Raw genomic sequence first — 21,316 nt, 5'->3', positions numbered from 1 at the left:
AGATGCTTATCCGACACGAAGCACCGGCAGATGTAGACGCGATCCATGATCTGACATGGACCGCATTCAAGCCGATGCCGTTCAGCGACGATACCGAGGCGGGTATTCTCCGGGCGCTTCGTGCGGCCGGCGACCTGACGATCTCGCTGGTCGCCGAGGAAGACGGCAAGATTCTGGGCCATGTCGCCTTTTCGCGGGTGATGATCGATGGCGTAGATAACGGTTGGTTCGGGCTAGGCCCGATATCGGTCGCACCCGAAAGACAGCGCCAAGGCATCGGCAAGGCGCTGATCGCCAAGGGGCTGGAACTTCTGGACGGAATGGGCGCAAGCGGATGCGTGCTCGTCGGCAATCCCGATATCTACAGCCGCGCGGGCTTCGAAAGCGATGGGCGGCTTACCTATCAGGACCTGGATACGAAATACGTTCAGAGGTTCGTTCTTCGAGGCCCCATCCCGAGCGGAGCGCTGCAATTTGCGCCGGCATTCGGACATTAGTTAAGCGTCTCTTCCCAGGCGCCGCGCGAACCTCAAGCGATCGCCCGCCCTATCGCATTCACCGGACCTGCGGGATTGTCCCACGCGATGGAACGGCCCGCATCGGGATCGGGCAGAGCCCAGCTGCCGAAGATCAGCGTCTTCGGCATGGGCAAGGCATGATTGCTTCTCATAAAGCTTTGCCGTCTCGTCGATGTCCTTGGCATAGATAACCGGTCTGCGGAGCAGCGCGTTGCTTACCTTCGATAGAGCGGTGATCGATCAGCAAGAATACATAGATCTGTCTTCAAGTTTCCTTAGTGATCTTTTCAACTAAAGAAGCACCGGTCCTATTTGCGATCGGTAGACTGTCTCCGACTACAATATTCAAAATCGCCCGGCCTATTGCCAGCATCGCTTGTACTCTACAAGCCATCCGTGAAATTTTTATTGCCGAGTTAAAAATTAAGACTATCCTAATGTGCAGTCTTGGGAGGAAAGGCTCTAGAACTCGTCCGTTCATTCCAACTCTACGGTGCGCGCGCTCCGACATCAGAAACTGGCCCGCTTTGCTGGCCTGAACTGAAACGGAGACAAGTCATGAGAATACAATCTTCACGGATAGCGGTCGTCGCATCCGCATTCCTACTATTGGCCTCGACAGCCTATGCGGAGCCTGGTGGCGGTACGGATCATGGCAGAGGCCAATCCACAAGCGGACGCGGGCTCGGCGTGGGCCTTGGCGTTTCCGTCGGCGGCATCAATGCAGGAGCAGGTCTTGGCTTGAATTCAAGCGGACTCAATGCGGGCGCAGGCGCATCTGTCGGCGGCAGTAATGGCGTGAATGCCGGTGTCGGCGCCTCTGCATCGACCAGCCGCGGCGTCAACGCCGGAGCGGGAGTATCGGTTGGTGGCACCAATGGTGTTAACGCCGGTCTCGGCGCGTCTGCAAATACCACCAGTGGCGTCAATGCCGGCGTGGGCGCGTCTGTCGGTGGTTCCGGCGGGATCAATGCCGGTGCCGGCGTGTCGCTCGGCGGTGGCGGCGCGAGCGTGGGTGTCGGCGTTGGTATCGGCGGCGGCTCCGGCAGCGGTGGCGGCGGGACCGGAGGCGGCGGAACAGGCGGTTCCGGCGGCTCGGGTGGATCCTCTGGAGGGTCTAGCGGCTCCGGTGGATCTGGCGGTATCGGCAGCGTTGGCGGCGGAAACGGCGGCCTTGGCGGCTCCGGATCGGGCAGCGGCCAGGGTATCGGATCGAGCAGAAGCACGCTTGCGGCGTTCCGCACCATGTCCAACGCCGAGCAGAGGCGCATGCTCATAGCCTGTCGTCAGGTGACGGCTTCCGGCAATTTCGATGCCGGTCTTGTCAGTCTCTGCAAACTCCTGCGCAGCACAGCGAGCGCAGGCGGCTTATGAAGCCTTGTGCGGCTGACATCCGGTCCATCCCGCCAAGGGCGGACCATTACCAACGACGCCCGCTGCTTCCCCTCAGGCCAGCAGCGGGTGCTCCCGGCAAGACGCTGACAGTGACGGCATAGCAATCCTCCGCAGCAAATCGGCACCAGATCCCGCCGCAGACATTTCCGAACATTGCTAAACAAAGGTATTATCAAGGAATTTCTTGTCGCGACATTTCCAGGCGCAAACCGCCTCCCCAAGGGAAATATTGCGTGCTTCGCCGCCAGAAATCTTAGCGTTATGATTTCATAGACTTTTATCGTCGGAAATCACAATAAAGCCGCCCGCATTTCGGGGTCATCACACTGCTATTCTACCATTGACTTCGGGTCATGCGCAAAAGGCCATTTACGACCGCTTAATCTAGCCGCTGCCACAATTGTACATCCGCACGACACAACAATGGGCAACGTCAAAAATGGTTACCGCAATATCCTCCTCCACGGCCTCATCCCTGTTTGGCACATCGTCCACCACATCAACATCATCGAGCTCGTCGACTTCAGACGACGCCGCGAAAATACAGGTCGAAATCGCGGCAAAGAAGGCGGAACTCGCCAGCACGAAAGACCCCGACGAAGCGGCCACGCTTCAAAAGGATCTGACCGCTCTTGAGGCCAAACTAGCCAAGCTGCAGAAATCCTCAAGCAGCCAGTCGAGCACCACCAGCCAAACCGCAAAGGCCAACACGGCCTCCGGTTCCAGTTCGTCGCAGAGCAATGCGCAATCACCGCTGTCTGGCGAAAGCGATCGCATCGGCACGACGAATTTCGATGAGAATACGGATTTCGGCGCTCGAGCCGCCTATGTCTGACGATTGACGCCGCGTTACGGGGATCGGATAATGGGTAAGTTATTCCTTACCCATGATATTTCTCATGCGATACGTGGCAAAAAAACAAGTTTAAGCTTGGGCCGTATCGCGCCCTATCAGCTCCACCACGCCTCGCGCCGGCGCCAGGACAGATCGCTCTTGCGGCTTTTCCCTGCAGCTTTCCTGTCTCCCTTGAGATGATCCATGTAACCTCCAAGGACGCTGTTAATGAAAACGTGGGACTTGGTTCGGCTCGAGCCCAGAAACTTGAAACTTGCTTCCTTATCCTGCTCCATCTGCTGGACGATCTTCCAGAAGACGAAACTGTCGTGGCTTTCCTTTAGCGCCAGGAAATAGCCGGACGAATAGGTGCTTTCGAAGCGCTCGACGAAGGTCAATATTTCGCGGTGGCGCAGATTGTATCCGACCCATCCGCATTCCGGATATATTTTACGGTTCAGATAGGCAGCGAGCTGATTGCCCCTCGGGGCAATTTTATCGATCAGGCTGCGCGGAATTTCGCTGTGCGTGACCGTATCGGCATCAAGCCATATCAGCTGATCCGCCTCGGTCCGGTATCGCTGGATTGCATCGGTAACGGCAAAGACCTTGTTGGAAAAGCGAACGGCATCCCACCGGAAATCACGTTCCAGGCTATTCGTAGACAGACGGACTCCGTTGGCCAGCGGGTTCTCGCCAAAGTCTTTCCGAAATTCGAGCAAGCGCGGCAGGCTCTCATTATGGTCGAAAACCTGGAGCCGCTCATCCTTTTCCTCGATGTGCACATTCTCGGCGTAGACCACGAGCGAGATGTCCTTGGGCCAATATTTGAGAAATGTCTCGATGCACTTCTTGCCGTAGTCGCGATACCCCTTTTCATGAAAGGTCGTCACGACGACATGCTTTAGCTGTTTTTGCCGCCAGAAATACGGGAAAGGCATGGAAGATCAGGCTCCGCGACAAAATTGATATCGATCGTCACCGGCTATGGGTGAACCGTGTCGTTTCAGTGGCTCCTGCTCTGAAATGACGAGATGATAGCTAACCCCTAATTGTGTCTGAATATTTCCGACCAGTGCAATTTATGGGAAATGTTATTTCAAAATGTGACGACGAGAATGCGACGGTAGCGGCCGATCCGTCTTTGGATGCCGCCGGTTCCATACCGCACAGTCAGGATCCCGGTGCCGGCACGCGGCTTCAGTGCCGGCTCGCCCGGCGAGTGGGCGAACATGAGACAGCGCCATCAGGAAATCGAAACACCAAAAGAAAAAGCCCGGCGCGATCGCTCGCGCCGGGCTTGCCTTCCGCAGTTTACTTGATGGCGTTGAGATCGACGCCCTTGGTGTCACGGATGAAGATAAGACCGATGACCAGCGTCATCGCGGCAATCGCGATCGGATACCAGAGGCCGTAATAGATATCGCCCTTGGCGGCACTCATCGCAAAGACCGTTGCCGGCAACAGGCCGCCGAACCAGCCGTTGCCGATATGATAGGGCAAGGACATGCCGGTATAGCGGATGCGGGTCGGGAACATCTCGACCAGGATTGCGGCAATCGGGCCATAGACCATGGTCACGTAGATGACGAGAATGGTCAAAATGGCGATGGTGAGCGGCCAGTTGATCGCGGCGGGATCGGCAACCATCTTGAAGGCGCCGCCGTTCGGCACCGTGTAGACCGGCATATCGGTCGCGCCGGCGGCCTGTTCCGCCGTGAGCAGCTTCGCCTTGATCAGATCGGCAACCGGAGTCACCGTCTTCTCACCGGCCCGGACCGTTGCCGCGTTCAGGCTGAGCTCGGGGTTTGCGGCGATAAAGCCGTCCAGCTTGGCGTCCGGCACCTTGGCCGGATCGCGCGCCAGCGGGAACCCGGCCTTCTGCAGGGCAAGGTTCAGGTCATGCGCAAAGGCGGCGCTCTTTGCCGCGGCAGTCGCCCCGGCAGCGACAGCGTCATAGGAAGTCACGGTGGTGTCGCCAACCTTGACCGTCGCCGGCTGGCCGGCGGGACCATCAACGACTGCGTAGGGAACCGAGGTCTTGGACAGGAACGAGGTCGCAATATCGCAGGAGTTGTTGAACTTCGCCGTGCCGACCGGGTTGAACTGGAAGGTACAATCGCCGGGTGCCGCCGTGACAGTGGCACGGATGGTTTGCTCCGCCTGGGCAAGCGCCGGATTTGCGGCGTAGGTCAATGCCTTGAACAGCGGAAAATAGGTGAGGATCGCCAGGGCGAGACCGGCCATGATGATCGGCTTGCGGCCGATCTTGTCGGAGAGCCAGCCGAAGAACACGAAGAAACCGCTGCCGATCAGGAGCGCGATGGCGATCATGATGTTGACCGACTGACCATCGACCTTCAGCACGTTTTGCAGGAAGAACAGCGAATAGAACTGGCCCGCATACCAGACGACGGCCTGGCCGGCGGTGAGACCGAGAAGTGCCAGCAGCGCGATCCGGGCGTTCTTCCATTGTCCAAAGGCCTCCGACAGCGGCGCCTTGGAGCCTTTGCCCTCTTCCTTCATCTTCTTGAAAGCCGGCGATTCACTGAGGGATAGCCGGATCCAGACGGAAATGCCAAGGAGCACGAAGGACAGGATAAAGGGAATGCGCCATCCCCAGGCAGCAAAGGCTTCCTTGCCGAGCCAGTTCTGCACCACCAGGATCACGATCAGCGACAGGAACAGCCCGAGCGTTGCCGTCGTCTGGATCCAGGATGTGTAAAAACCGCGCCGGTCGTTGGGCGCATGTTCGGCGACATAGGTCGCCGCACCGCCATATTCGCCGCCAAGGGCGAGGCCTTGCAGCATACGCAGCGCAATCAGAATGACCGGGGCGGCGAAGCCCCAACTGGCCGAGCCGGGCAGAATACCGACCAGGAAGGTCGACAGGCCCATGATCAGGATAGTGACAAGAAACGTATATTTGCGGCCGACGAGGTCGCCGATCCGTCCAAAGACCAGCGCGCCAAAGGGCCGAACGAGGAAGCCTGCCGCGAAGGCGAGCAATGCGAAAATATTGCGGGTCGCCTCCGGATATTCACTGAAAAAGGTCGCGCCGATGAAGACGGCCAGGGAACCATAGAGATAGAAGTCATACCATTCGAAAACAGTTCCGAGCGAAGAGGCGAAGATCACCTTCTTCTCTTCCCTGGTCATCGCTCGACCAGAAGTCTGATCCACGGACGTGGCTACCATTCCTAATTCCTCCCAGTTGCACCTAGCACATGACGGACAATGCCCGCGTCATGGCCCCCAAACACTCACATTGCGCGTGGGTCTCCCGGCCCTTCTGGCGCGGGAAACCTGCGCCGATGGATGCCCTCCAGATTTCCTCCCCGAGAGGTCATGCATCCGATGCAGGGGAAGTGTTGGCTAAAAATTGAAAAATGCAATGGCTGCAACTTGCGTCCACCGTCTAAAATTGTGTGTAAGGTGCCAAAAGACGACAGGATTACCCCGAAGCGGGGTTCAAGCTCCATCGTGATGTTCACCGGGCAGCAATCACACTGTGGGATCTGGTGGCATGGCCAGGTTTATGGCCGAGCGCAGCGTTGCCATTGACCATGCGACGCTGAACGGATGAGTTGTGAAATATTCGCCCTTGATCGCCTGCAAGGGCCTCAATGCCATCCAATCTGTATCAACAATACTGGATGGCATCGAAGTGGCCGACATGATCCGCAAACACCAATTTCAAACCAGTGGCCAATCGACATTTCGGCAACTCGCGCCACAGGCTGCGTCCGATGGGTTTGCACGCATTTCACGATGTGAACCTAGCGAGCCCTGTGGCCGTGGTTATGTCCGCCATGGTGATCACCCTCACTTGAAGTGGATGCCGGATTCACGCCAACGCTACCGGCATCAGTCCAGACCCAGTTAGGGGCGGCCGAGGCAAGCACCGCGGAGGCCCTATTGAGGTCTCCCACGCATTGTCTGTCCTGGCCATTGGAGCGTGCGTTGATCGCCGAGGAATAGAGCCCCATGGCTTCAGCCTTTTGGACGCTGGCCGGGGTTCCGTCCAATTCCGTTCTGGTGAGCTTAAGGTCTCCCGCACAGGTGGTCGCGGCAAAGACAGGAGCGGTTGAAACAGCAAGAGTCGCAAGGGTCGTTCCCAAGAGAGCGAATACGATCGTTGGTTTGGGCGTTTTGAACATCTCAATCTCCACTAGGAGCTGTTGCCGGTCTTCTTGAACCGGCATGGTTCCATGTTTCCAAAAGTGTGCCGGTTTGTAGAAACTCTCGCACGCCTCAGTCATGACGCGTTTCGGGTGACCTCGATATGATCTCAATCAATATGTCCGATCACGTCTGTTTCACTAAGAAGTGCGCGATCGGCGAGATAGCGTGAAAGAGACGAACGGATCTCCAACACCTTATAAATATTGATGAATCAACGCCATTGGGGATGTAAGGATTCCTGCTTCCCTTACCATTTGTTAATCCGGCTAAACTTGTGAGCGGAGTGCTTCTGTACGATATGTCGTCGAAGGGTGTGTGCATCGATCTCGATCAATCGCGAACCTAAAAGGCATCGTCCATGCCACATGATCTATCTCTGCTCGGGGCCAAACCGAAATCTCCCCCTCTCCTGACAAGCCCGATTGCGCGTAAGCTTGAGACGCATATCGCCCTCTTGCCTGAAGACAAGGCGGCTCTCGCCTCGCTCGAAATCCACAAGCGCGTCTTTGCGAAAGGAAGTGACATCACCCATGAGGGGCAATCACTCCAAAGTGCCTATATCCTCTGCGCGGGCTGGGCCTGCTCCTACAAGCTGATGCGCAATGGAACACGGCAGGTCATCAATTTCCATGTCCCCGGCGACCTCATAGGCATCCGACGAATTCTGCTTCCCAATTGCGATGACAGCCTTTGCGCCATAACGCGCGTCGAGGTCGGAGAGATAAATCTCGAAGAGCTGGCCGAAGCATTTCACGGCAACGGCCACCTCGCCATGTCGATACTCTGGTCCACGTTGCGGGACGAGGCCATTCTCGTCCAGCATCTGGTTGACGTCGGCCGGCGGAGACCCATCGACAGGGTGGCCCATTTTTTCCTTGAGCTGAGCTCGCGATTGAACCTCGTGGGCCTGGGCACGAAGACGGCATATCAATGTCCCCTAACCCAATCGCTGATCGCCGACGCACTGGGTTTGACCGCAGTTCATTTCAATCGCGTTCTCAGGCAATTACGCGAGCTGAACGCGATGAGATTTCATGAAGGATGGGTCGAACTCCTCGACTCCAAACGACTGGAGCGTCTGGCTGATTTTGATTCGTCGTACCTGCAATAGCGAAGCGGCAGAAGGGCCGCCCTGCGCGCCTCTTCCCGCTTTTCTGATCCGTAATCACGCCGGACGAAGCCTGAGACGCTGCATCGGCGGAAAGGCGAGCGCGATGGCCACGGCCCCAAGTCCGACCATCGACGACCCGATGAATAGCCAGGAATAATTCCCGAACGTATCGAAGATCCAGCCGCCGGCCAGCGGGCCGAACGCCATGCCGATGCTCGACAGCATTGTCGCCGCGCCGAAGACGGTGCCGATGACGCGAGGCCCGAAATATTCGCGCGCCAGCACCGCGTAAAGCGGCATGACCCCGCCATAGGCGCTGCCAAAGATGACGGCGAGCGCATAGAATTCGCCGAGCTGGCTGACGAGAAGATAGGTTGCGAGCGCCGCGGCCTGTACCAGCAACCCAGCGACCAGCACCGGCTTGACGCCGATCCGGTCGGCGAGCGTGCCATAGAGAAGCCGGCCACCGAGCCCCGCCAGCCCTTCGACGCTGTAGATGCTGACCGCCGCCATCGGCGCGACACCGCAGATCGTCGCGTAGCTCACCATATGGAAGATCGGCCCCGAATGGGCGGCACAACAGGCAAAGAAGGTGCCGCCGAGAACAAGAAACTGCGGCGAGCGAAATACCTGTCCGAGCGGCACGCTCGGGCCATCGGCGGCGGCATCGACGGATGGATTGTCTGCTACCATCGGCGGCCCTCGCACCAGAAGCGCCGCCGGTATCAGCAATATCCAGGCAAGAATGCCGATCAGCATCATCGCCGTATGCCAGTCATAGGCGGAAATCAGCCAGCGGGCGAAGGGCGAGATCGTCATTGGCGCGACACCCATGCCGGCGGAGACCAGCGACACGGCGAGGCCGCGATTTTCATCGAACCATGCCGTCGTGGTCGCGATCATCGGCGCGAAGAAGGCGCTGGCGGCCAGCCCGACGAGAATACCGTAGGTCAACTGAAACTGCAGGAGCGATGTCGCCCGGCTCGCAAGCACGAGCGCCAGCCCCAGCAATACCGCTCCGATCAGGACAACGATGCGAGGGCCGAAACGATCGCTCGCCGCTCCCCACATGAAACCGCCCAGCCCCATCACCAGGAAATTGAGGGTCATGGCGCTCGCGATGCCGGCATGCGACCAATTGGTGGCGGCCACGATCGGCACCTGGAAAATCGCCAACGAAAACATCGCGCCGAGTGCGACACAGGTCATCAGCGCACCGGCGCCCACGATCACCCAACGATAGGAAATGCCCATCCGCTCAACTCCCCTGCCCACGAGATCAACCCTCGACTCGGCCATCGCCGTACCGACTATGATCTAATGACGTTCGACCCCACCCGATTTCGACATCTCCCTCTCAATTTTTCTCGTACGGGCCAATTTTTTCGACATGCCGTCCATTCATGAACTCAGTTCATAGGCCTTATCAGAAATCGATCCCTAATCGACGGGGCTACCGCACCCTACTTCTTAAGTCGGGTCAGTAGTCCGTTCAGGTCCCTTGGGCCGAGCGGGTGTGCCCGACAAGTGTCGAAGCTGTTGCAACAGCGTTTGCCGCATGAGCCGCGCTTTATGCGCTTCACCTCATCATGACATGGAGCTTGATATGCACAATCCTGTCGACCTCGAAATCTCCCGACGCGACCTGCTGGTGGCGACTGCCGCGTCCGTGGCGATCACCGCTGCACCGTCTGTGGCGGGCGCTCAGACGCCCACCCCGGAAACGCCCTTCTCCTCCAAGGTCTCGTTCACCGTGAACGGCGAGGTTCGCGACCTCGATATCGACACGCGCACGAGCCTGCTGGACGCCTTGCGAGAACATCTGCATCTGACCGGCACCAAGAAAGGCTGCGACCACGGCCAGTGCGGCGCCTGCACCGTCATTGTCGACGGCCGACGCATCAACTCCTGTCTGACACTCGCTGTCATGCACGAGGGCGACACCATCACCACCATCGAGGGGCTGGGCAGGCCCGGCGACCTCCATCCTATGCAAGCAGCCTTCGTCAAGCATGACGGCTTCCAGTGTGGTTATTGCACACCGGGCCAAATCTGTTCGGCCGTCGCGGTGCTCGAAGAGATCAAGGCCAACGTGCCGAGCCATGTCAGCGGCGACCTGACCATCGAGGCCAGGGTGAGCCCCGACGAGATCCGCGAGCGCATGAGCGGCAATATCTGTCGATGCGGCGCCTATTCCAACATTCTCGATGCCATCAGCGAAGTTGCGGGGAGACAAGCATGAAAGCCTTCAGCTACGAACGCGCCTCCTCGGTGGAGGCAGCCGCAAAGGCGGCAGCAGGTACTAGGGGTGCCAAATTTATCGCCGGCGGCACCAACCTACTCGATCTGATGAAGTTGCAAATCGAGACGCCGACGCATCTGATCGACGTCAACGGCCTGGCGCTCGACAAGATCGAGGCAACGCCCGAGGGCGGGCTTCGGATCGGTGCGCTGGTGCGCAACACGGATCTGGCGTCCGACGAACGGGTCCGCCGCGACTACGGCCTCCTGTCGCGCGCCCTGCTTGCAGGTGCCTCCGGCCAATTGCGCAACAAGGCGACGACCGCGGGCAACCTGCTTCAGCGCACGCGCTGTCCCTATTTCTACGACACCAACCAGCCGTGCAACAAACGCCAGCCCGGCAGCGGCTGCGCGGCCATTGGCGGCTTCAGCCGCCAGCATGCGGTGATCGGCGTCAGCGACGCCTGCATCGCCACGCATCCGAGCGACATGGCAATCGCCATGCGCGCCCTAGACGCGACCGTCGAAACCGTGCGGCCCGATGGCGCCACACGCCGCATCCCGATCGTCGATTTCCATCGTCTTCCGGAAGACACCCCGCATGTGGAAACGGCACTCGAACCCGGCGAGCTGATCACCGCCGTGACGCTCCCCAAGCCCGTCGGCGGCAAGCACATCTACCGCAAGGTCCGCGACCGCGCCTCCTACGCCTTCGCGCTGGTCTCGATCGGCGCGATCGTGCAGCCGGATGGAACTGGCCGCGTCGCCGTCGGCGGCATCGCGCATAAGCCCTGGCGCGTCGAAGCGGCCGAAGCCGATCTTCCGAAAGGCGCAAGAGCAGTCACGGATACGCTGCTCGCCGGCGCACATCCCACCGAACAGAACGCCTTCAAGGTTACGCTCGTCGAGCGCACGCTCGGCGCTGTTCTTGCCGAAGCAAGGGGATAAGAGATGAGATTCGACACACCAGCAACCACAAATCCGATCGACCAGCTCAAGGTGGTCGGCCAGCCAATCGAGCGCATCGATGGACAGCTGAAAACGACCGGCACGGCCCGGTACGCCTATGAGCAACACGACGTCGTGCCCAACCAGGCCTATGGTTATGTCGTCGGTTCGTCCATCGCCAAGGGGCGGATCACATCCTACGATCTCGCCGAAGCGCGCGCGGCACCCGGCGTCATTGCCATCGTGACGGCGGCCAATGCCGGCAAGCTCGGCAAGGGCCGTTTCAACACCGCCAAATTGCTGGGCGGACCTGATATCGAACACTACCATCAGGCCGTTGCCCTCGTCGTCGCCGAGACCTTCGAACAGGCCCGCGCGGCGGCACAGCTCGTCCGCATAGGCTACGCCGCCGAAAATGCTTCCTACGCGCTTGCCGGGGCAAAGGACAGGGCGGGGACACCGGACCGGGGCACACCCGATACCGCCGTCGGCGACTTTGCCGGCGCCTTTGCAGCAGCCCCCGTCAAGCTGGACGAAACCTACGCCACACCCGACCACGCGCATGCGATGATGGAGCCACATGCCTCGATCGCGGCCTGGAACGGCGACGACCTGACGCTATGGACCTCGAACCAGATGATCAACTGGAGCAAGGGTGACGTGGCGACGACGCTCGGCATCGCACCGGACAGGGTTCGCCTGATCTCGCCCTTCATCGGCGGCGGTTTCGGCGGCAAGCTGTTCGTCCGCACGGATGCAATCCTTGCCGCGCTTGGCGCGCGTGCCGCTCGCCGTCCGGTCAAGGTGGCCCTGACGCGGCCATTCATGTTCAACAACACCACACATCGGCCGGCAACCATCCAGAGGATCCGGATCGGCGCAACGCCGGACGGCAAGATCACCGCGATCGGCCATGAGGGCTGGTCCGCCAATCTGGAGGGCGGCGGGCCTGAGAATGCCGTGCAGCAGACGCGGCTGCTCTATGCCGGTGCCAACCGGATGACGGCGACGCGCCTTTCCATTCTCAACCTCCCCGAAGGCAACGCCATGCGCGCGCCGGGCGAGGCGCCGGGCCTGATGGCGCTCGAAATCGCCATGGACGAGATGGCGGAGAAGCTCGGCCTCGATCCGGTCCAGTTCCGCATCCTCAACGACACTCAGGTCGATCCGGAAAACCCTGAGCGACCCTTCTCGCAACGTCGACTTATCGAATGCCTGCAAACCGGCGCCGACCGCTTTGGATGGAACGACCGCAATGCGAGGCCCGGCAGCCGGCGCGACGGACGCTGGCTCATGGGAATGGGTGTCGCCGTCGGGTTCCGCAACAACCTGCTGATGAAGTCAGGCGCGCGCGTCCGGCTCGACAAACGCGGTGTCGTCACCGTTGAGACCGACATGACCGACATCGGCACGGGAACCTACACCATCATCGCCCAGACGGCTGCCGAGATGATGGGCCTGCCCATGCACAAGGTCGAGGTCCGGCTGGGAGACTCCTCCTTCCCCGTCTCGGCCGGTTCCGGCGGGCAATGGGGCGCCAACAACTCCACCTCGGGCGTCTATGCGGCCTGCGTGAAGCTGCGCGAGGCCGTAGCCCAGAAGCTGGGCTTCAATTCGGCCGATGTCGTCTTTGCCGACGAACAGGTCCGCTCGGGCAACCGATCCGTTCCGCTCACCGAGGCCGCCGGAGACGGGCTGGTCGGCGAGGACAGCATCGAATACGGCGATCTCGACAAGACACACCAGCAGTCGACCTTCGGCGCCCACTTCGTCGAGGTCGGCGTCGACATGGCGACCGGCGAGACACGCGTCCGGCGCATGCTGGCCGTCTGCGCGGCGGGGCGCATCCTCAATCCGATCACGGCGCGCAGCCAGGTGATCGGCGCGATGACGATGGGCGTCGGCGGGGCACTGACCGAGGAACTCGCCGTCGACACGACAAGGGGCTTCTTCGTCAACCATGATCTCGCGGGCTACGAGGTGCCTGTCCATGCCGACATTCCGCATCAGGACGTCATCTTCCTCGACGAGACCGACCCGATGTCATCGCCGATGAAGGCAAAAGGCGTCGGCGAACTCGGCCTTTGCGGCGTCGCCGCCGCCATCGCCAACGGCATCTACAATGCAACCGGCGTCAGGGTGCGTCACTATCCCATTACGCTCGACAAACTCATCCACGACCTGCCCGAGATGAGCTGACCGACCCTTCAGACAGGCGGCGGAAAGCTTCCGCTGCCTGTCCTGCTCCAACAGCAGACCGGCGGCCGTGAGGCTGTTGGCCCACTCATGAACTGGTCGCATAAGCCCATGCGGTCCGGGTGATATAATCGCGGGATCGGGCGCCCGCTATACTGCTCGGCGGAACGGACGGAGCAGGATATCCGGATACCCAACGAAAGGACTTGTCGATGAAGCATCTTATCGCCACCGCCGTCATCATGGGACTGCCTGCACTGGCCTTGGCCCAATCAGAACAATCAACGAATAGGTTCGACATGCCGACGACATCGATCGAGGAGATGAAAGCCGTCTCTCCCGCCCTGGAACATTATGCTAGAGAACGGCTTGCCGCCGATCTGTGGAAGCGCACGGATCTCAACCTGCGCGACCGGAGCCTCGTTACAGTGGCCGCGCTCATTGCCACCGGCCAATCGGGCGAGCTGCCGCAATATATGGATACGGCCTTGGAGAACGGCGTGAAGCCGGCCGAGATTTCCGAGACCATCACCCATCTCGCCTTCTATACCGGCTGGCCGAATGCGATGTCGGCGCTCAAGGTCGCCAGGCATGTCTTCCAGAGCCACGGCATCGGCGCCGACCAGCTTCCGCCCGCCCAGGACGCCACCCTCTCCCTGAACGAAGAGGCGGAAGCACGGCGGGTCCGCGATGGTCGATCAAGCACTGGGGCCGGACTTCAAGGATCTGGCCGGATACACGACCGACGTCCTGTTCAAGGACCTGTGGCTACGCCCGGCGCTCGCACCGCGTGACCGCAGCCTCGTCACCATCAGCGCCCTGGTCGCCACCGGCCGCGTCGCCCAGCTCACGGGCCACACCAATATCGGCATGAACAATGGCCTGACGAAGCAGGAAATTTCCGGCGTGGTCACGCATCTGGCCTTTTATTCCGGCTGGCCGAACGCTATGTCGGCGGCACCGGTCGTGAGGAAAGTGTTCGAAGAACGCGGAAGCTGAGCCGGAGAAGAAACGTCCGGATTAAGCCGGCCCTCGATCCCGATAGCGCAATGCGTCCACCAGCAGTGCGAAGGCGGCCGAGGGCTGGCGCCGGCTCGGGTAATAGAGGTGATAGCCGGGAAAGGACGAGCACCAGTCCTCCAGCACGCACATCAGGCTGCCGTCGGCGAGATGTTCTCTGACATGGTCCTCCATGACGAAGGCCAGACCGAAGCCGGCGACGGCGGCGCGGGCGATCATGTTGCTGTTGTTGAAGACGAGCTGTCCATCGACACGCACCCGCACCTCGCGTCCATCTTTCTCCAATTCCCAGGCGTAAAGACCGCCGGCACTGCGCAGGCGTAGGTTGATGCAACGATGCTCAGCCAGATCCTGCGGCACAAGCGGGATTTTTCTCTGCTCGAAATAGGCGGGCGAGCCGACCACGATCATGCGGACATCGGGGCTGATGCGTGTCGCGATCATATCCTTGGCAAGCGCCTCACCCAGACGAACCCCGGCATCGAACCGTTCCGTCACGATATCGGTGAGCCCGGAATCGATGCTCAGCTCGACATGGATATCCGGATAATCCGGCAGAAATTTCTCAAGCGCCGGCCACAGGACGGTGTTGGCCGCATGTTCGGAGGTGGTGATGCGGATCGTACCGGCCGGCTTCTCGCGCAATTCGCCGAGCGAGGAGAGTTCCGTGCCAATGCTGTCGAGCGCCGGCTTTAACGTGGCAAGCAGCCGCTCCCCGGCCTCGGTCGGCGCAAGGCTTCGGGTGGTGCGGGTCAACAGGCGCACGCCGACCCGCGCTTCCAGCCGCCGGATGGTATGGCTCAAGGCGGATTGGGAGGTGCCGAGTTTCGCAGCGGCGCGGGTAAAGCTCCGCTCCTCGGCCACGATCAGAAAGGCATTGAGATCGACCAGTTCCTCGCGTCGCATTCATGAACTCCAGACATGACTACATGCGACTTATAGTGGCTAATTGTCGGAATGTCCCACGACTAGATTAGCTTTGCGATTTTTGGAGGCTAGCGGCCATCGACACGGCCTGCCGCCTCATTGCAAGGAGACTAAAAATGCAGATCAAACACAGCGGCGCGCAGCCCTCGCGAAAGGGACCCGAGGACTATTTCACCGGGACGGTACGCGTCGACGCCCCGTTCAGCGGCAGCGGCAATCTGAGCGGAGGAACCGTCACCTTCGAACCGGGCGCGCGAACCGCTTGGCACACACATCCGCTCGGCCAGACGCTGCTGGTGGTGTCCGGCCTCGGCCGGGTACAGCGGGAAGGCGGGCCGGTCGAGGAGATCCGCCCCGGCGATATCGTCTGGTTCGAGCCTGGCGAAAAGCACTGGCACGGCGCCGCACCCGATTGCGCGATGTCGCATGTCGCCATCGTCGAAATGCTGGATGGCAAGGCCACCGACTGGATGGAGAAGGTCACCGACGGACAGTATGGCGACTGACGGCACAATTCGACAACGCATGAATGAGATCAGCCGCGGGTGCAGTAGCGCCCGCGGCTGATTTTTTTCACTCGATAGCGCGGATCAAACCTTCCGGTTGGAGGCAAGCGACCGTGCGCAAACGAAGCTTCCAATCCCGGCAAGGGCGATCACCCAGCCCATCGGCCAGGGCGTACCGTCGGCAAAGGTGCCGACCAGGGCCGAGCCGAAGATGCCGCTGCCGTAATGGAGCGCGCCCACCAGCGCGGACACGGTGCCGGCACGCTCTGGAAAATCGGTCAGCGCGCCGGCAATCGAGTTGGCGACGATAAAACCGGTCGCCGAAACGAACAGGAAGAGTGGCACGACCAGGCCCCAGAGCCCACCCCAGTCCGTCCATGCCGCCACGGCAAGCACGACGCCGGAAAGCGCGGCGGCGGCGGCGCCACGGATCAGCAGGCGATCGCCGCCGAAGCGGGACACCAGCCGCGAATTCACGATATTGGCGATCATGATCCCGACAATGCCGATGGCGAACAGCAATCCATAGAGTCCGGCCGGCACATGATGATAGGTGATATAGGCGAAGGGTGTGCCGGCAATATAGGCGTAGATGCCGCCATAGAGGAAGCCGCCGGTGCCCGCATAGCCTAGCAGGCGGCGATGACGCAGAAGCGTGCCATATCCCATAATCGCGCGCCCGAGCGGCTGGAGGTTACGCCGCTCGACCGGCAATGTCTCCGGCAGCGTGAACAGCGCCGTAAGGGTCAACAGGCCGACACCCACCAGTGTCCAGAAGATTGCCCGCCATCCGGCAAACGCAAGGATCTGTCCACCCACAACCGGCCCCAGCAGGGGCGCGATCGCCATCACGGTCATCAGCGTCGACAGCATCTGCGCCGCACGGCTGCCTTCGTAGAGATCGCGCACCATCGCCCGCGACAGCACGACCCCGGCACAGGCCCCGACCGCCTGCACGACACGCCAGCAGATCATCGCCGAGGCGCTGCCGGCCATGGCGCATCCGGCCGAACCGATGACGAACAGCACGAGCCCGATCGCCACCGGTAGGCGACGGCCGTAACGGTCGCCGACCGGACCCCAGAGAAGCTGCCCGAGGCTGAAGCCGATGAGGAAACCGGAGATCGTCAGTTCGATAGCGCCTGTGTCGGCGCCGAGATCCCGGCCCATCGCCGGCATGGCCGGGAGATAGAGATCCGTCGAGATCGATGCGAAGCCCATCAGCGCGCTCAGAACCGCGAGCACACGCCATCCGTGGCTTGCCGCCCTGGATGGCGTCGTGGGGCCGGTCTCAGCGGGTGCCGCATCCAATTTCCGGCTGGTATTTGCCTGGTTCGACATCAGACCTCCTGTGCCGTCGGCCGGAAGAGGATCTCGTTCACGTCGACCTCGTCTGGCTGGCTGATGGCGAAGGCCACCATGCGCGCGAAGCTTTCGGCGGGAATGGCGTAGCTCTCGTAGAAATCCTGAATGCCCTTGGCGACGTCGGCCTCGGTAATGCTCTGCGGCAATTCCGATTGGACGGCGCCCGGCGAGATGATCGTGGTGCGGATATTGTAGGGCTTCACCTCCTGGCGCAGTCCTTCGGACAGCATACGCACCGCTGCCTTGGCGGCGGCATAGACGGCGCTGCCGGGGCGAACCTTATGGCCGGCGACTGAGGACACATTGATGATGTGCCCACTCTTCTGCGCCTTCATATACGGAAGTGCCGCGGCGATACCATAGAGCACGCCCTTGAGATTGACATCGATCATCCGGTCCCAATCGTCCACCTTGCCGCGCTCCAGCGGCGAGTGCGGCATCAGGCCGGCATTGTTGATGATGACGTCGACCCGGCCATGCGCGGCGACCGCCGCATCGACGAGGCGCTTGACCTGCTCGCGGTCGGCAACATCCGTCTGGACAGCGGCTTCTGGGGCCAGCTTCAGTTCCCTGGCAAGCACCTGCAGCCTGTCGAGCCGGCGCGCGCCGAGGATGAGCTTGGCGCCCTCGGCTGCCAAATGCCGTGCAGTCGCCTCGCCGAGACCGCTGCTTGCGCCGGTGATGACGATGACCTTGCCGTCGATATTCTGCGACATGACTATTCTCCACTCTTGAAAAGGACGGAGCCCGCGCGACAGGCGCACGGGCTCGGATCACAATAGGAATTCCTGGCGTCTCAGAGACCGACGGTCTTCAGCAGATGCTCGGGATAGCGCTCGCCCTCGACACCGATCTCGGCGGCCGCGAGCTGGATCTGCGCCAGATCATCTGGCGTTAGCTCGATGTCGGCAGCGGCGAGGTTTTCTTCCAGCCGGTGCAGCTTGGTGGTGCCGGGGATCGGTACGATCCAGGGCTTCTGCGCCAGCAGCCAGGCAAGGGCGATCTGGGCAGTCGTCGCGCTCTTTGCTTCGGCGATGCTCTTGAGCAGGTCGATCAGCGCCTGGTTCTTCTCCATTGCCTCCGGCGTGAAGCGCGGCAGGAGCTTGCGAAAGTCGTTCTCGCTAAGCTTGGTGTCCTTGCCCATTGCTCCGGTCAGGAAGCCCTTGCCGAGCGGGCTGTAGGCGACCAGGCCGATGCCGAGCTCTTCGCAGGCCTGAAGGATACCGTTGGTTTCCGGGCCGCGCGTCCAGAGCGAATATTCGTTCTGCAGCGCCGTGATCGGCTGTACGGCATGCGCGCGGCGAACCGTCTGCGCACCGGGTTCCGACAGGCCGAAATGCTTGACCTTGCCCTCGGCGATCAGGTCCTTGACGGCGCCGGCCACATCCTCGATCGGTACATTGGGGTCGACGCGATGCTGATAGAGAAGATCGATGACTTCGACACCCAGCCGCTTGAGGGAGGCTTCCGCCACCTTGCGGATGTTTTCCGGCCGGCTGTCCAGGCCGTTCGACTTCCTGGTCTCCGGATCGATCGCGAAGCCGAATTTCGTTGCGATCACCACCTGATCGCGAACCGGCGCCAGCGCCTCCCCGACCATCTCCTCGTTGGTGAACGGACCATAGATCTCCGCGGTATCGAAGAAGGTGACACCGCGCTCGACCGCCTGGCGGATCAGCGTGACGCCCTCCTCCTTGCCCAGTGCATGACCGTAGCCGAAGTTCAGACCCATGCAGCCGAAGCTGATGGCGGAGACTTCCAGGCCGCTTTTGCCGAGTATACGCTTCTTCATGGTATTTCCTCTTGGCCCACCCGTCGTGAGCGTTCGGTTTTATGATGAAGAGAAAATAGACGACGCCATGCATCCCGATTAGACGGCGGAATTGGCATGAAGTTATGTCTGTGGTTCATGAATGCCGGCGAGGTGCATCAGACAGGCGACGCCGGTAGATTGTCGTGATGCGTGGGAACGGGTTTATTCTCTGTCCCGTTCGGAACGATTCTTGCTTCCGTCACGCATGTTCGAGCATGCAGAGAAAGAGAGAACAATGAAGAGAGCGTATTTCCTGGCGGCTATGTTCGCGGCGTTGAATTTGACGGCGAGCATGGCGCTAGCCGAAGACGGCGCGCTGGCGGAAATCCAGAAGGCGGGCGTGATCAAGATCGGTACGACGGGCGACTACAAGCCCTTCAGCTACAAGGGCGCGGACGGCACCTTGACCGGCGCTGATATCGCCATGGGCAAGGATCTGGCCACAAGCCTCAACGTCAAGCCGGAATTCGTCATGACGACATGGAAGACCATGCTGGACGATTTCAAGGCCGGCAAGTTCGACGTCGCGCTGGGCGGCATTACGGTCAACCCCGCGCGCGCCGAAGTCGGTGACTTCTCCGTGCCCAACGTCAGCGACGGCAAACGCCCGATCGCCCGCTGCGAAGACAAGGACAAATATGCGACGCTGGAAGCGATCGACCAGCCTTCGGTCCGCGTGATTGTCAATCCGGGCGGCACCAACGACAAGTTCGCCCATGAGCACTTCTCCAAGGCGCCGATCGAGGAGTTTGCGGACAACAAGGCGATCTTCGACGAGATCGCGGCGAATAAGGCCGACGTCATGATCACCGACGGCATAGAGGTGGATATTCAATCCAAGCTGCATCCCGGCGTGCTGTGCCCGGTTGCGGTCAAGGAGCCCTTCACCCATTTCGACAATGCCTATCTGTTGCGCAAGGACCCGGCATTGAAGGCAGCCGTGGACGCATTTATGCGCAAGCAACTGGACAGCGGCGACTGGAAGAAGAAGCTCGACGCCGCGATCCAATAGAAACGCTCGGGGTGGCTCAAGCCATACTTTGCGCTATGAAAACATGCTGCAAAGGCAAGACTATTTGTCTTGCCTTTGCAATCGCCCGGAGAGTAACGGCCGACGATCCCTGATCAAATCAGCTTGCCATCTTCCGCGTATCCGCCGCCTGTTCGTAATAATGGCCGAACTGGCTCTTCAGGAACAGGTCGAGCCCAATATCCTCCTGACGGACAAAACCGCGATTGGGCAGATGTCCGTGGCTAAGCATATCGAGCACGGCGCAAATGCTCGACGCAGTGGTGATCTGGATGGCGCTCATCGGGCGGCCGGCAACCACCGCGCTATAGACCTTGTTCGCATAGGTTTCCTGCACCAGACGGCCGTTTCTCCAGCCGGAAACGGTGACGAAGATGATGACGACGTCCTGCAGGGTTGATGGTAGCGAATGTTCGAGGATGTCCTTTAGGACTTCGCGGCGATGACGCAGGCCGAGGTCGTTCAGAAGCGCTTTCATGATCGCCGCATGGCCGGGATAACGGATCGTGCGATAGTTCAGCGTCCTGACCTTGCCCTCCAATGTTTCGCAAAGGGTGCCGAGCCCACCGGATGTGTTGAAGGCCTCGTAGGTGACACCATCCAGCGAGAATTCTTCCCGCTCTTCCATCGCCGGAACCTGAACGAGCTTCCCCTCGACAATCGCCTCGCAGGGCTCGATATATTCGTTGATGACGCCGTCGGTGCTCCAGGTCAGATTGTAGTTCAGAGCGTTGGACGGATATTGCGGCAGCGCGCCGACGCGCAGGCGGACGCTATCGAGGCTGTCGAAGCGGCTGGCGAGATCATTGGCGACGATCGAGATAAATCCCGGCGCGAGCCCGCATTGCGGAATGAAGGCGGTGTTCGCGGTTTGGGCGATGGCCTTCACCCGTCTGGTCGACGCGACATCCTCGGTCAGATCGAGATAGTGAACGCCAGCCTTTGCTGCCGCTTCCGCGATGGCTATCGTCAGATGAAACGGCGCGGCGCTAAGAACAGCGAAGCTGCCGGAAAGAACCGTAGTGAGCGCCGAAGCGTCCGCGATATCGACTTTGGCCACCCGCAGCGCGGCACTGGTTTCGATCTGCGCAAGATGGTCCTCGCTGCGATCAACAACCGTTACATGGTATTCGCCGGAATGAACAAGCAGGCGGGCAATCGTCGATCCGATCTTACCAGCGCCGATAACAACGATGTTTTTCATATCAGTCCCCAAACAGTGATCG

At 60.6% G+C, this 21,316-nt stretch carries 19 protein-coding genes and 1 pseudogene; 10 read left to right on the top strand and 10 right to left on the bottom strand.

Annotated features, from left to right (window positions below):
* Positions 1 to 2 precede the first annotated feature (2 nt).
* The gene (locus AC1RO0_RS16005) at positions 3 to 497 is read left to right on the top strand and encodes a GNAT family N-acetyltransferase (protein WP_498593871.1); all 495 of its coding nucleotides are present in this window, start codon (positions 3 to 5) and stop codon (positions 495 to 497) included.
* Between the two features lie 32 nt (positions 498 to 529).
* Here the strand turns inward: AC1RO0_RS16005 and AC1RO0_RS16000 are convergent, their stop codons facing one another.
* Entirely contained in the window at positions 530 to 670 is a 141-nt protein-coding gene (locus tag AC1RO0_RS16000) for a hypothetical protein (protein WP_498593870.1), read from the bottom strand.
* Positions 671 to 1,076: 406 nt separating this feature from the next.
* On the opposite strand from AC1RO0_RS16000, the gene AC1RO0_RS15995 reads away from it, so the two are divergent.
* Positions 1,077 to 1,892: a hypothetical protein gene (locus tag AC1RO0_RS15995; protein ID WP_498593869.1), complete on the top strand. Its 816-nt coding sequence runs from the start codon at positions 1,077 to 1,079 to the stop codon at positions 1,890 to 1,892.
* A 460-nt stretch (positions 1,893 to 2,352) separates the two neighbouring features.
* Complete coding sequence (locus AC1RO0_RS15990) at positions 2,353 to 2,748, top strand: hypothetical protein (protein ID WP_498593868.1); 396 nt, start codon at positions 2,353 to 2,355, stop codon at positions 2,746 to 2,748.
* Between the two features lie 116 nt (positions 2,749 to 2,864).
* Here AC1RO0_RS15990 and AC1RO0_RS15985 read toward each other — a convergent pair whose 3' ends face one another.
* The 3 genes from AC1RO0_RS15985 to AC1RO0_RS15975 form a co-directional block, all read right to left on the bottom strand.
* Entirely contained in the window at positions 2,865 to 3,641 is a 777-nt protein-coding gene (locus tag AC1RO0_RS15985; RefSeq protein ID WP_498593867.1) for a hypothetical protein, read from the bottom strand.
* Positions 3,642 to 3,847: 206 nt separating this feature from the next.
* Entirely contained in the window at positions 3,848 to 3,982 is a 135-nt protein-coding gene (locus AC1RO0_RS15980; protein ID WP_498593866.1) for a hypothetical protein, read from the bottom strand.
* 80 nt (positions 3,983 to 4,062) lie between these two features.
* Positions 4,063 to 5,946, bottom strand: coding sequence for an MFS transporter (locus AC1RO0_RS15975; RefSeq protein WP_498593865.1), 1,884 nt, complete (start codon positions 5,944 to 5,946; stop codon positions 4,063 to 4,065).
* 1,345 nt (positions 5,947 to 7,291) lie between these two features.
* Here AC1RO0_RS15975 and AC1RO0_RS15970 point away from each other — a divergent pair.
* Positions 7,292 to 8,044: a Crp/Fnr family transcriptional regulator gene (locus tag AC1RO0_RS15970; RefSeq protein ID WP_498593864.1), complete on the top strand. Its 753-nt coding sequence runs from the start codon at positions 7,292 to 7,294 to the stop codon at positions 8,042 to 8,044.
* A gap of 54 nt (positions 8,045 to 8,098) precedes the next feature.
* Here the strand turns inward: AC1RO0_RS15970 and AC1RO0_RS15965 are convergent, their stop codons facing one another.
* A complete protein-coding gene (locus tag AC1RO0_RS15965) occupies positions 8,099 to 9,298 on the bottom strand; it encodes an MFS transporter (RefSeq protein ID WP_498593863.1) in 1,200 nt (399 codons plus the stop codon).
* 352 nt (positions 9,299 to 9,650) lie between these two features.
* Here AC1RO0_RS15965 and paoA point away from each other — a divergent pair, with 352 nt between their 5' ends.
* From paoA to AC1RO0_RS15945, 4 genes and pseudogenes are all read left to right on the top strand, one after another.
* Positions 9,651 to 10,286, top strand: coding sequence for an aldehyde dehydrogenase iron-sulfur subunit PaoA (paoA, locus tag AC1RO0_RS15960; protein ID WP_498593862.1), 636 nt, complete (start codon positions 9,651 to 9,653; stop codon positions 10,284 to 10,286).
* Positions 10,283 to 11,233, top strand: coding sequence for an FAD binding domain-containing protein (locus tag AC1RO0_RS15955; RefSeq protein ID WP_498593861.1), 951 nt, complete (start codon positions 10,283 to 10,285; stop codon positions 11,231 to 11,233). Before paoA ends, AC1RO0_RS15955 begins: the two co-directional genes overlap by 4 nt.
* Positions 11,234 to 11,236: 3 nt before the next feature.
* The gene (paoC, locus tag AC1RO0_RS15950) at positions 11,237 to 13,432 is read left to right on the top strand and encodes an aldehyde oxidoreductase molybdenum-binding subunit PaoC (RefSeq protein WP_498593860.1); all 2,196 of its coding nucleotides are present in this window, start codon (positions 11,237 to 11,239) and stop codon (positions 13,430 to 13,432) included.
* Positions 13,433 to 13,641: 209 nt separating this feature from the next.
* Positions 13,642 to 14,428: pseudogene (locus AC1RO0_RS15945) on the top strand (carboxymuconolactone decarboxylase family protein).
* A 21-nt stretch (positions 14,429 to 14,449) separates the two neighbouring features.
* Here AC1RO0_RS15945 and AC1RO0_RS15940 read toward each other — a convergent pair.
* On the bottom strand, positions 14,450 to 15,355 hold the full coding sequence (locus AC1RO0_RS15940; RefSeq protein ID WP_498593859.1) for a LysR family transcriptional regulator: 906 nt from the start codon (positions 15,353 to 15,355) through the stop codon (positions 14,450 to 14,452).
* Between the two features lie 137 nt (positions 15,356 to 15,492).
* Between AC1RO0_RS15940 and AC1RO0_RS15935 the strand changes: the two genes are divergently transcribed.
* The gene (locus AC1RO0_RS15935) at positions 15,493 to 15,882 is read left to right on the top strand and encodes a (R)-mandelonitrile lyase (protein WP_498593858.1); all 390 of its coding nucleotides are present in this window, start codon (positions 15,493 to 15,495) and stop codon (positions 15,880 to 15,882) included.
* Between the two features lie 84 nt (positions 15,883 to 15,966).
* Here the strand turns inward: AC1RO0_RS15935 and AC1RO0_RS15930 are convergent, their stop codons facing one another.
* The 3 genes from AC1RO0_RS15930 to AC1RO0_RS15920 form a co-directional block, all read right to left on the bottom strand.
* Positions 15,967 to 17,223, bottom strand: a complete 1,257-nt coding sequence (locus tag AC1RO0_RS15930; protein ID WP_498593857.1) for a multidrug effflux MFS transporter — start codon at positions 17,221 to 17,223, stop codon at positions 15,967 to 15,969.
* Positions 17,223 to 17,963, bottom strand: a complete 741-nt coding sequence (locus tag AC1RO0_RS15925) for an SDR family oxidoreductase (protein ID WP_498593856.1) — start codon at positions 17,961 to 17,963, stop codon at positions 17,223 to 17,225. The genes AC1RO0_RS15930 and AC1RO0_RS15925 overlap by 1 nt, the downstream gene beginning before the upstream one ends.
* Before the next feature lie 80 nt (positions 17,964 to 18,043).
* On the bottom strand, positions 18,044 to 19,039 hold the full coding sequence (locus tag AC1RO0_RS15920) for an aldo/keto reductase (protein WP_498593855.1): 996 nt from the start codon (positions 19,037 to 19,039) through the stop codon (positions 18,044 to 18,046).
* Between the two features lie 256 nt (positions 19,040 to 19,295).
* Here AC1RO0_RS15920 and AC1RO0_RS15915 point away from each other — a divergent pair, with 256 nt between their 5' ends.
* A complete protein-coding gene (locus tag AC1RO0_RS15915) occupies positions 19,296 to 20,072 on the top strand; it encodes a transporter substrate-binding domain-containing protein (protein ID WP_498593854.1) in 777 nt (258 codons plus the stop codon).
* 118 nt (positions 20,073 to 20,190) lie between these two features.
* On the opposite strand, the gene AC1RO0_RS15910 is transcribed toward AC1RO0_RS15915, so the two are convergent.
* Positions 20,191 to 21,294, bottom strand: a complete 1,104-nt coding sequence (locus tag AC1RO0_RS15910) for a saccharopine dehydrogenase family protein (protein WP_498593853.1) — start codon at positions 21,292 to 21,294, stop codon at positions 20,191 to 20,193.
* Between the last annotated feature and the right edge of the window lie 22 nt (positions 21,295 to 21,316).

The sequence above is a fragment of the Rhizobium sp. GW821-FHT14E12 genome, assembly GCF_058803745.1.
This window is presented reverse-complemented; position numbering and strand designations above follow the sequence as displayed.

Coding starts and splice junctions, on each gene's coding strand:
- AC1RO0_RS16000 (WP_498593870.1), bottom strand. CDS start 670: ATGAGAAGCAATCATGCCTTGCCCATGCCGAAGACGCTGATCTTCGGC.
- AC1RO0_RS15935 (WP_498593858.1), top strand. CDS start 15,493: ATGCAGATCAAACACAGCGGCGCGCAGCCCTCGCGAAAGGGACCCGAG.
- AC1RO0_RS15975 (WP_498593865.1), bottom strand. CDS start 5,946: ATGGTAGCCACGTCCGTGGATCAGACTTCTGGTCGAGCGATGACCAGG.
- AC1RO0_RS15990 (WP_498593868.1), top strand. CDS start 2,353: ATGGTTACCGCAATATCCTCCTCCACGGCCTCATCCCTGTTTGGCACA.
- AC1RO0_RS15970 (WP_498593864.1), top strand. CDS start 7,292: ATGCCACATGATCTATCTCTGCTCGGGGCCAAACCGAAATCTCCCCCT.
- paoA (WP_498593862.1), top strand. CDS start 9,651: ATGCACAATCCTGTCGACCTCGAAATCTCCCGACGCGACCTGCTGGTG.
- AC1RO0_RS15930 (WP_498593857.1), bottom strand. CDS start 17,223: ATGTCGAACCAGGCAAATACCAGCCGGAAATTGGATGCGGCACCCGCT.
- AC1RO0_RS16005 (WP_498593871.1), top strand. CDS start 3: ATGCTTATCCGACACGAAGCACCGGCAGATGTAGACGCGATCCATGAT.
- AC1RO0_RS15940 (WP_498593859.1), bottom strand. CDS start 15,355: ATGCGACGCGAGGAACTGGTCGATCTCAATGCCTTTCTGATCGTGGCC.
- paoC (WP_498593860.1), top strand. CDS start 11,237: ATGAGATTCGACACACCAGCAACCACAAATCCGATCGACCAGCTCAAG.
- AC1RO0_RS15920 (WP_498593855.1), bottom strand. CDS start 19,039: ATGAAGAAGCGTATACTCGGCAAAAGCGGCCTGGAAGTCTCCGCCATC.
- AC1RO0_RS15955 (WP_498593861.1), top strand. CDS start 10,283: ATGAAAGCCTTCAGCTACGAACGCGCCTCCTCGGTGGAGGCAGCCGCA.
- AC1RO0_RS15965 (WP_498593863.1), bottom strand. CDS start 9,298: ATGGGCATTTCCTATCGTTGGGTGATCGTGGGCGCCGGTGCGCTGATG.
- AC1RO0_RS15980 (WP_498593866.1), bottom strand. CDS start 3,982: ATGTTCGCCCACTCGCCGGGCGAGCCGGCACTGAAGCCGCGTGCCGGC.
- AC1RO0_RS15995 (WP_498593869.1), top strand. CDS start 1,077: ATGAGAATACAATCTTCACGGATAGCGGTCGTCGCATCCGCATTCCTA.
- AC1RO0_RS15910 (WP_498593853.1), bottom strand. CDS start 21,294: ATGAAAAACATCGTTGTTATCGGCGCTGGTAAGATCGGATCGACGATT.
- AC1RO0_RS15915 (WP_498593854.1), top strand. CDS start 19,296: ATGAAGAGAGCGTATTTCCTGGCGGCTATGTTCGCGGCGTTGAATTTG.
- AC1RO0_RS15925 (WP_498593856.1), bottom strand. CDS start 17,963: ATGTCGCAGAATATCGACGGCAAGGTCATCGTCATCACCGGCGCAAGC.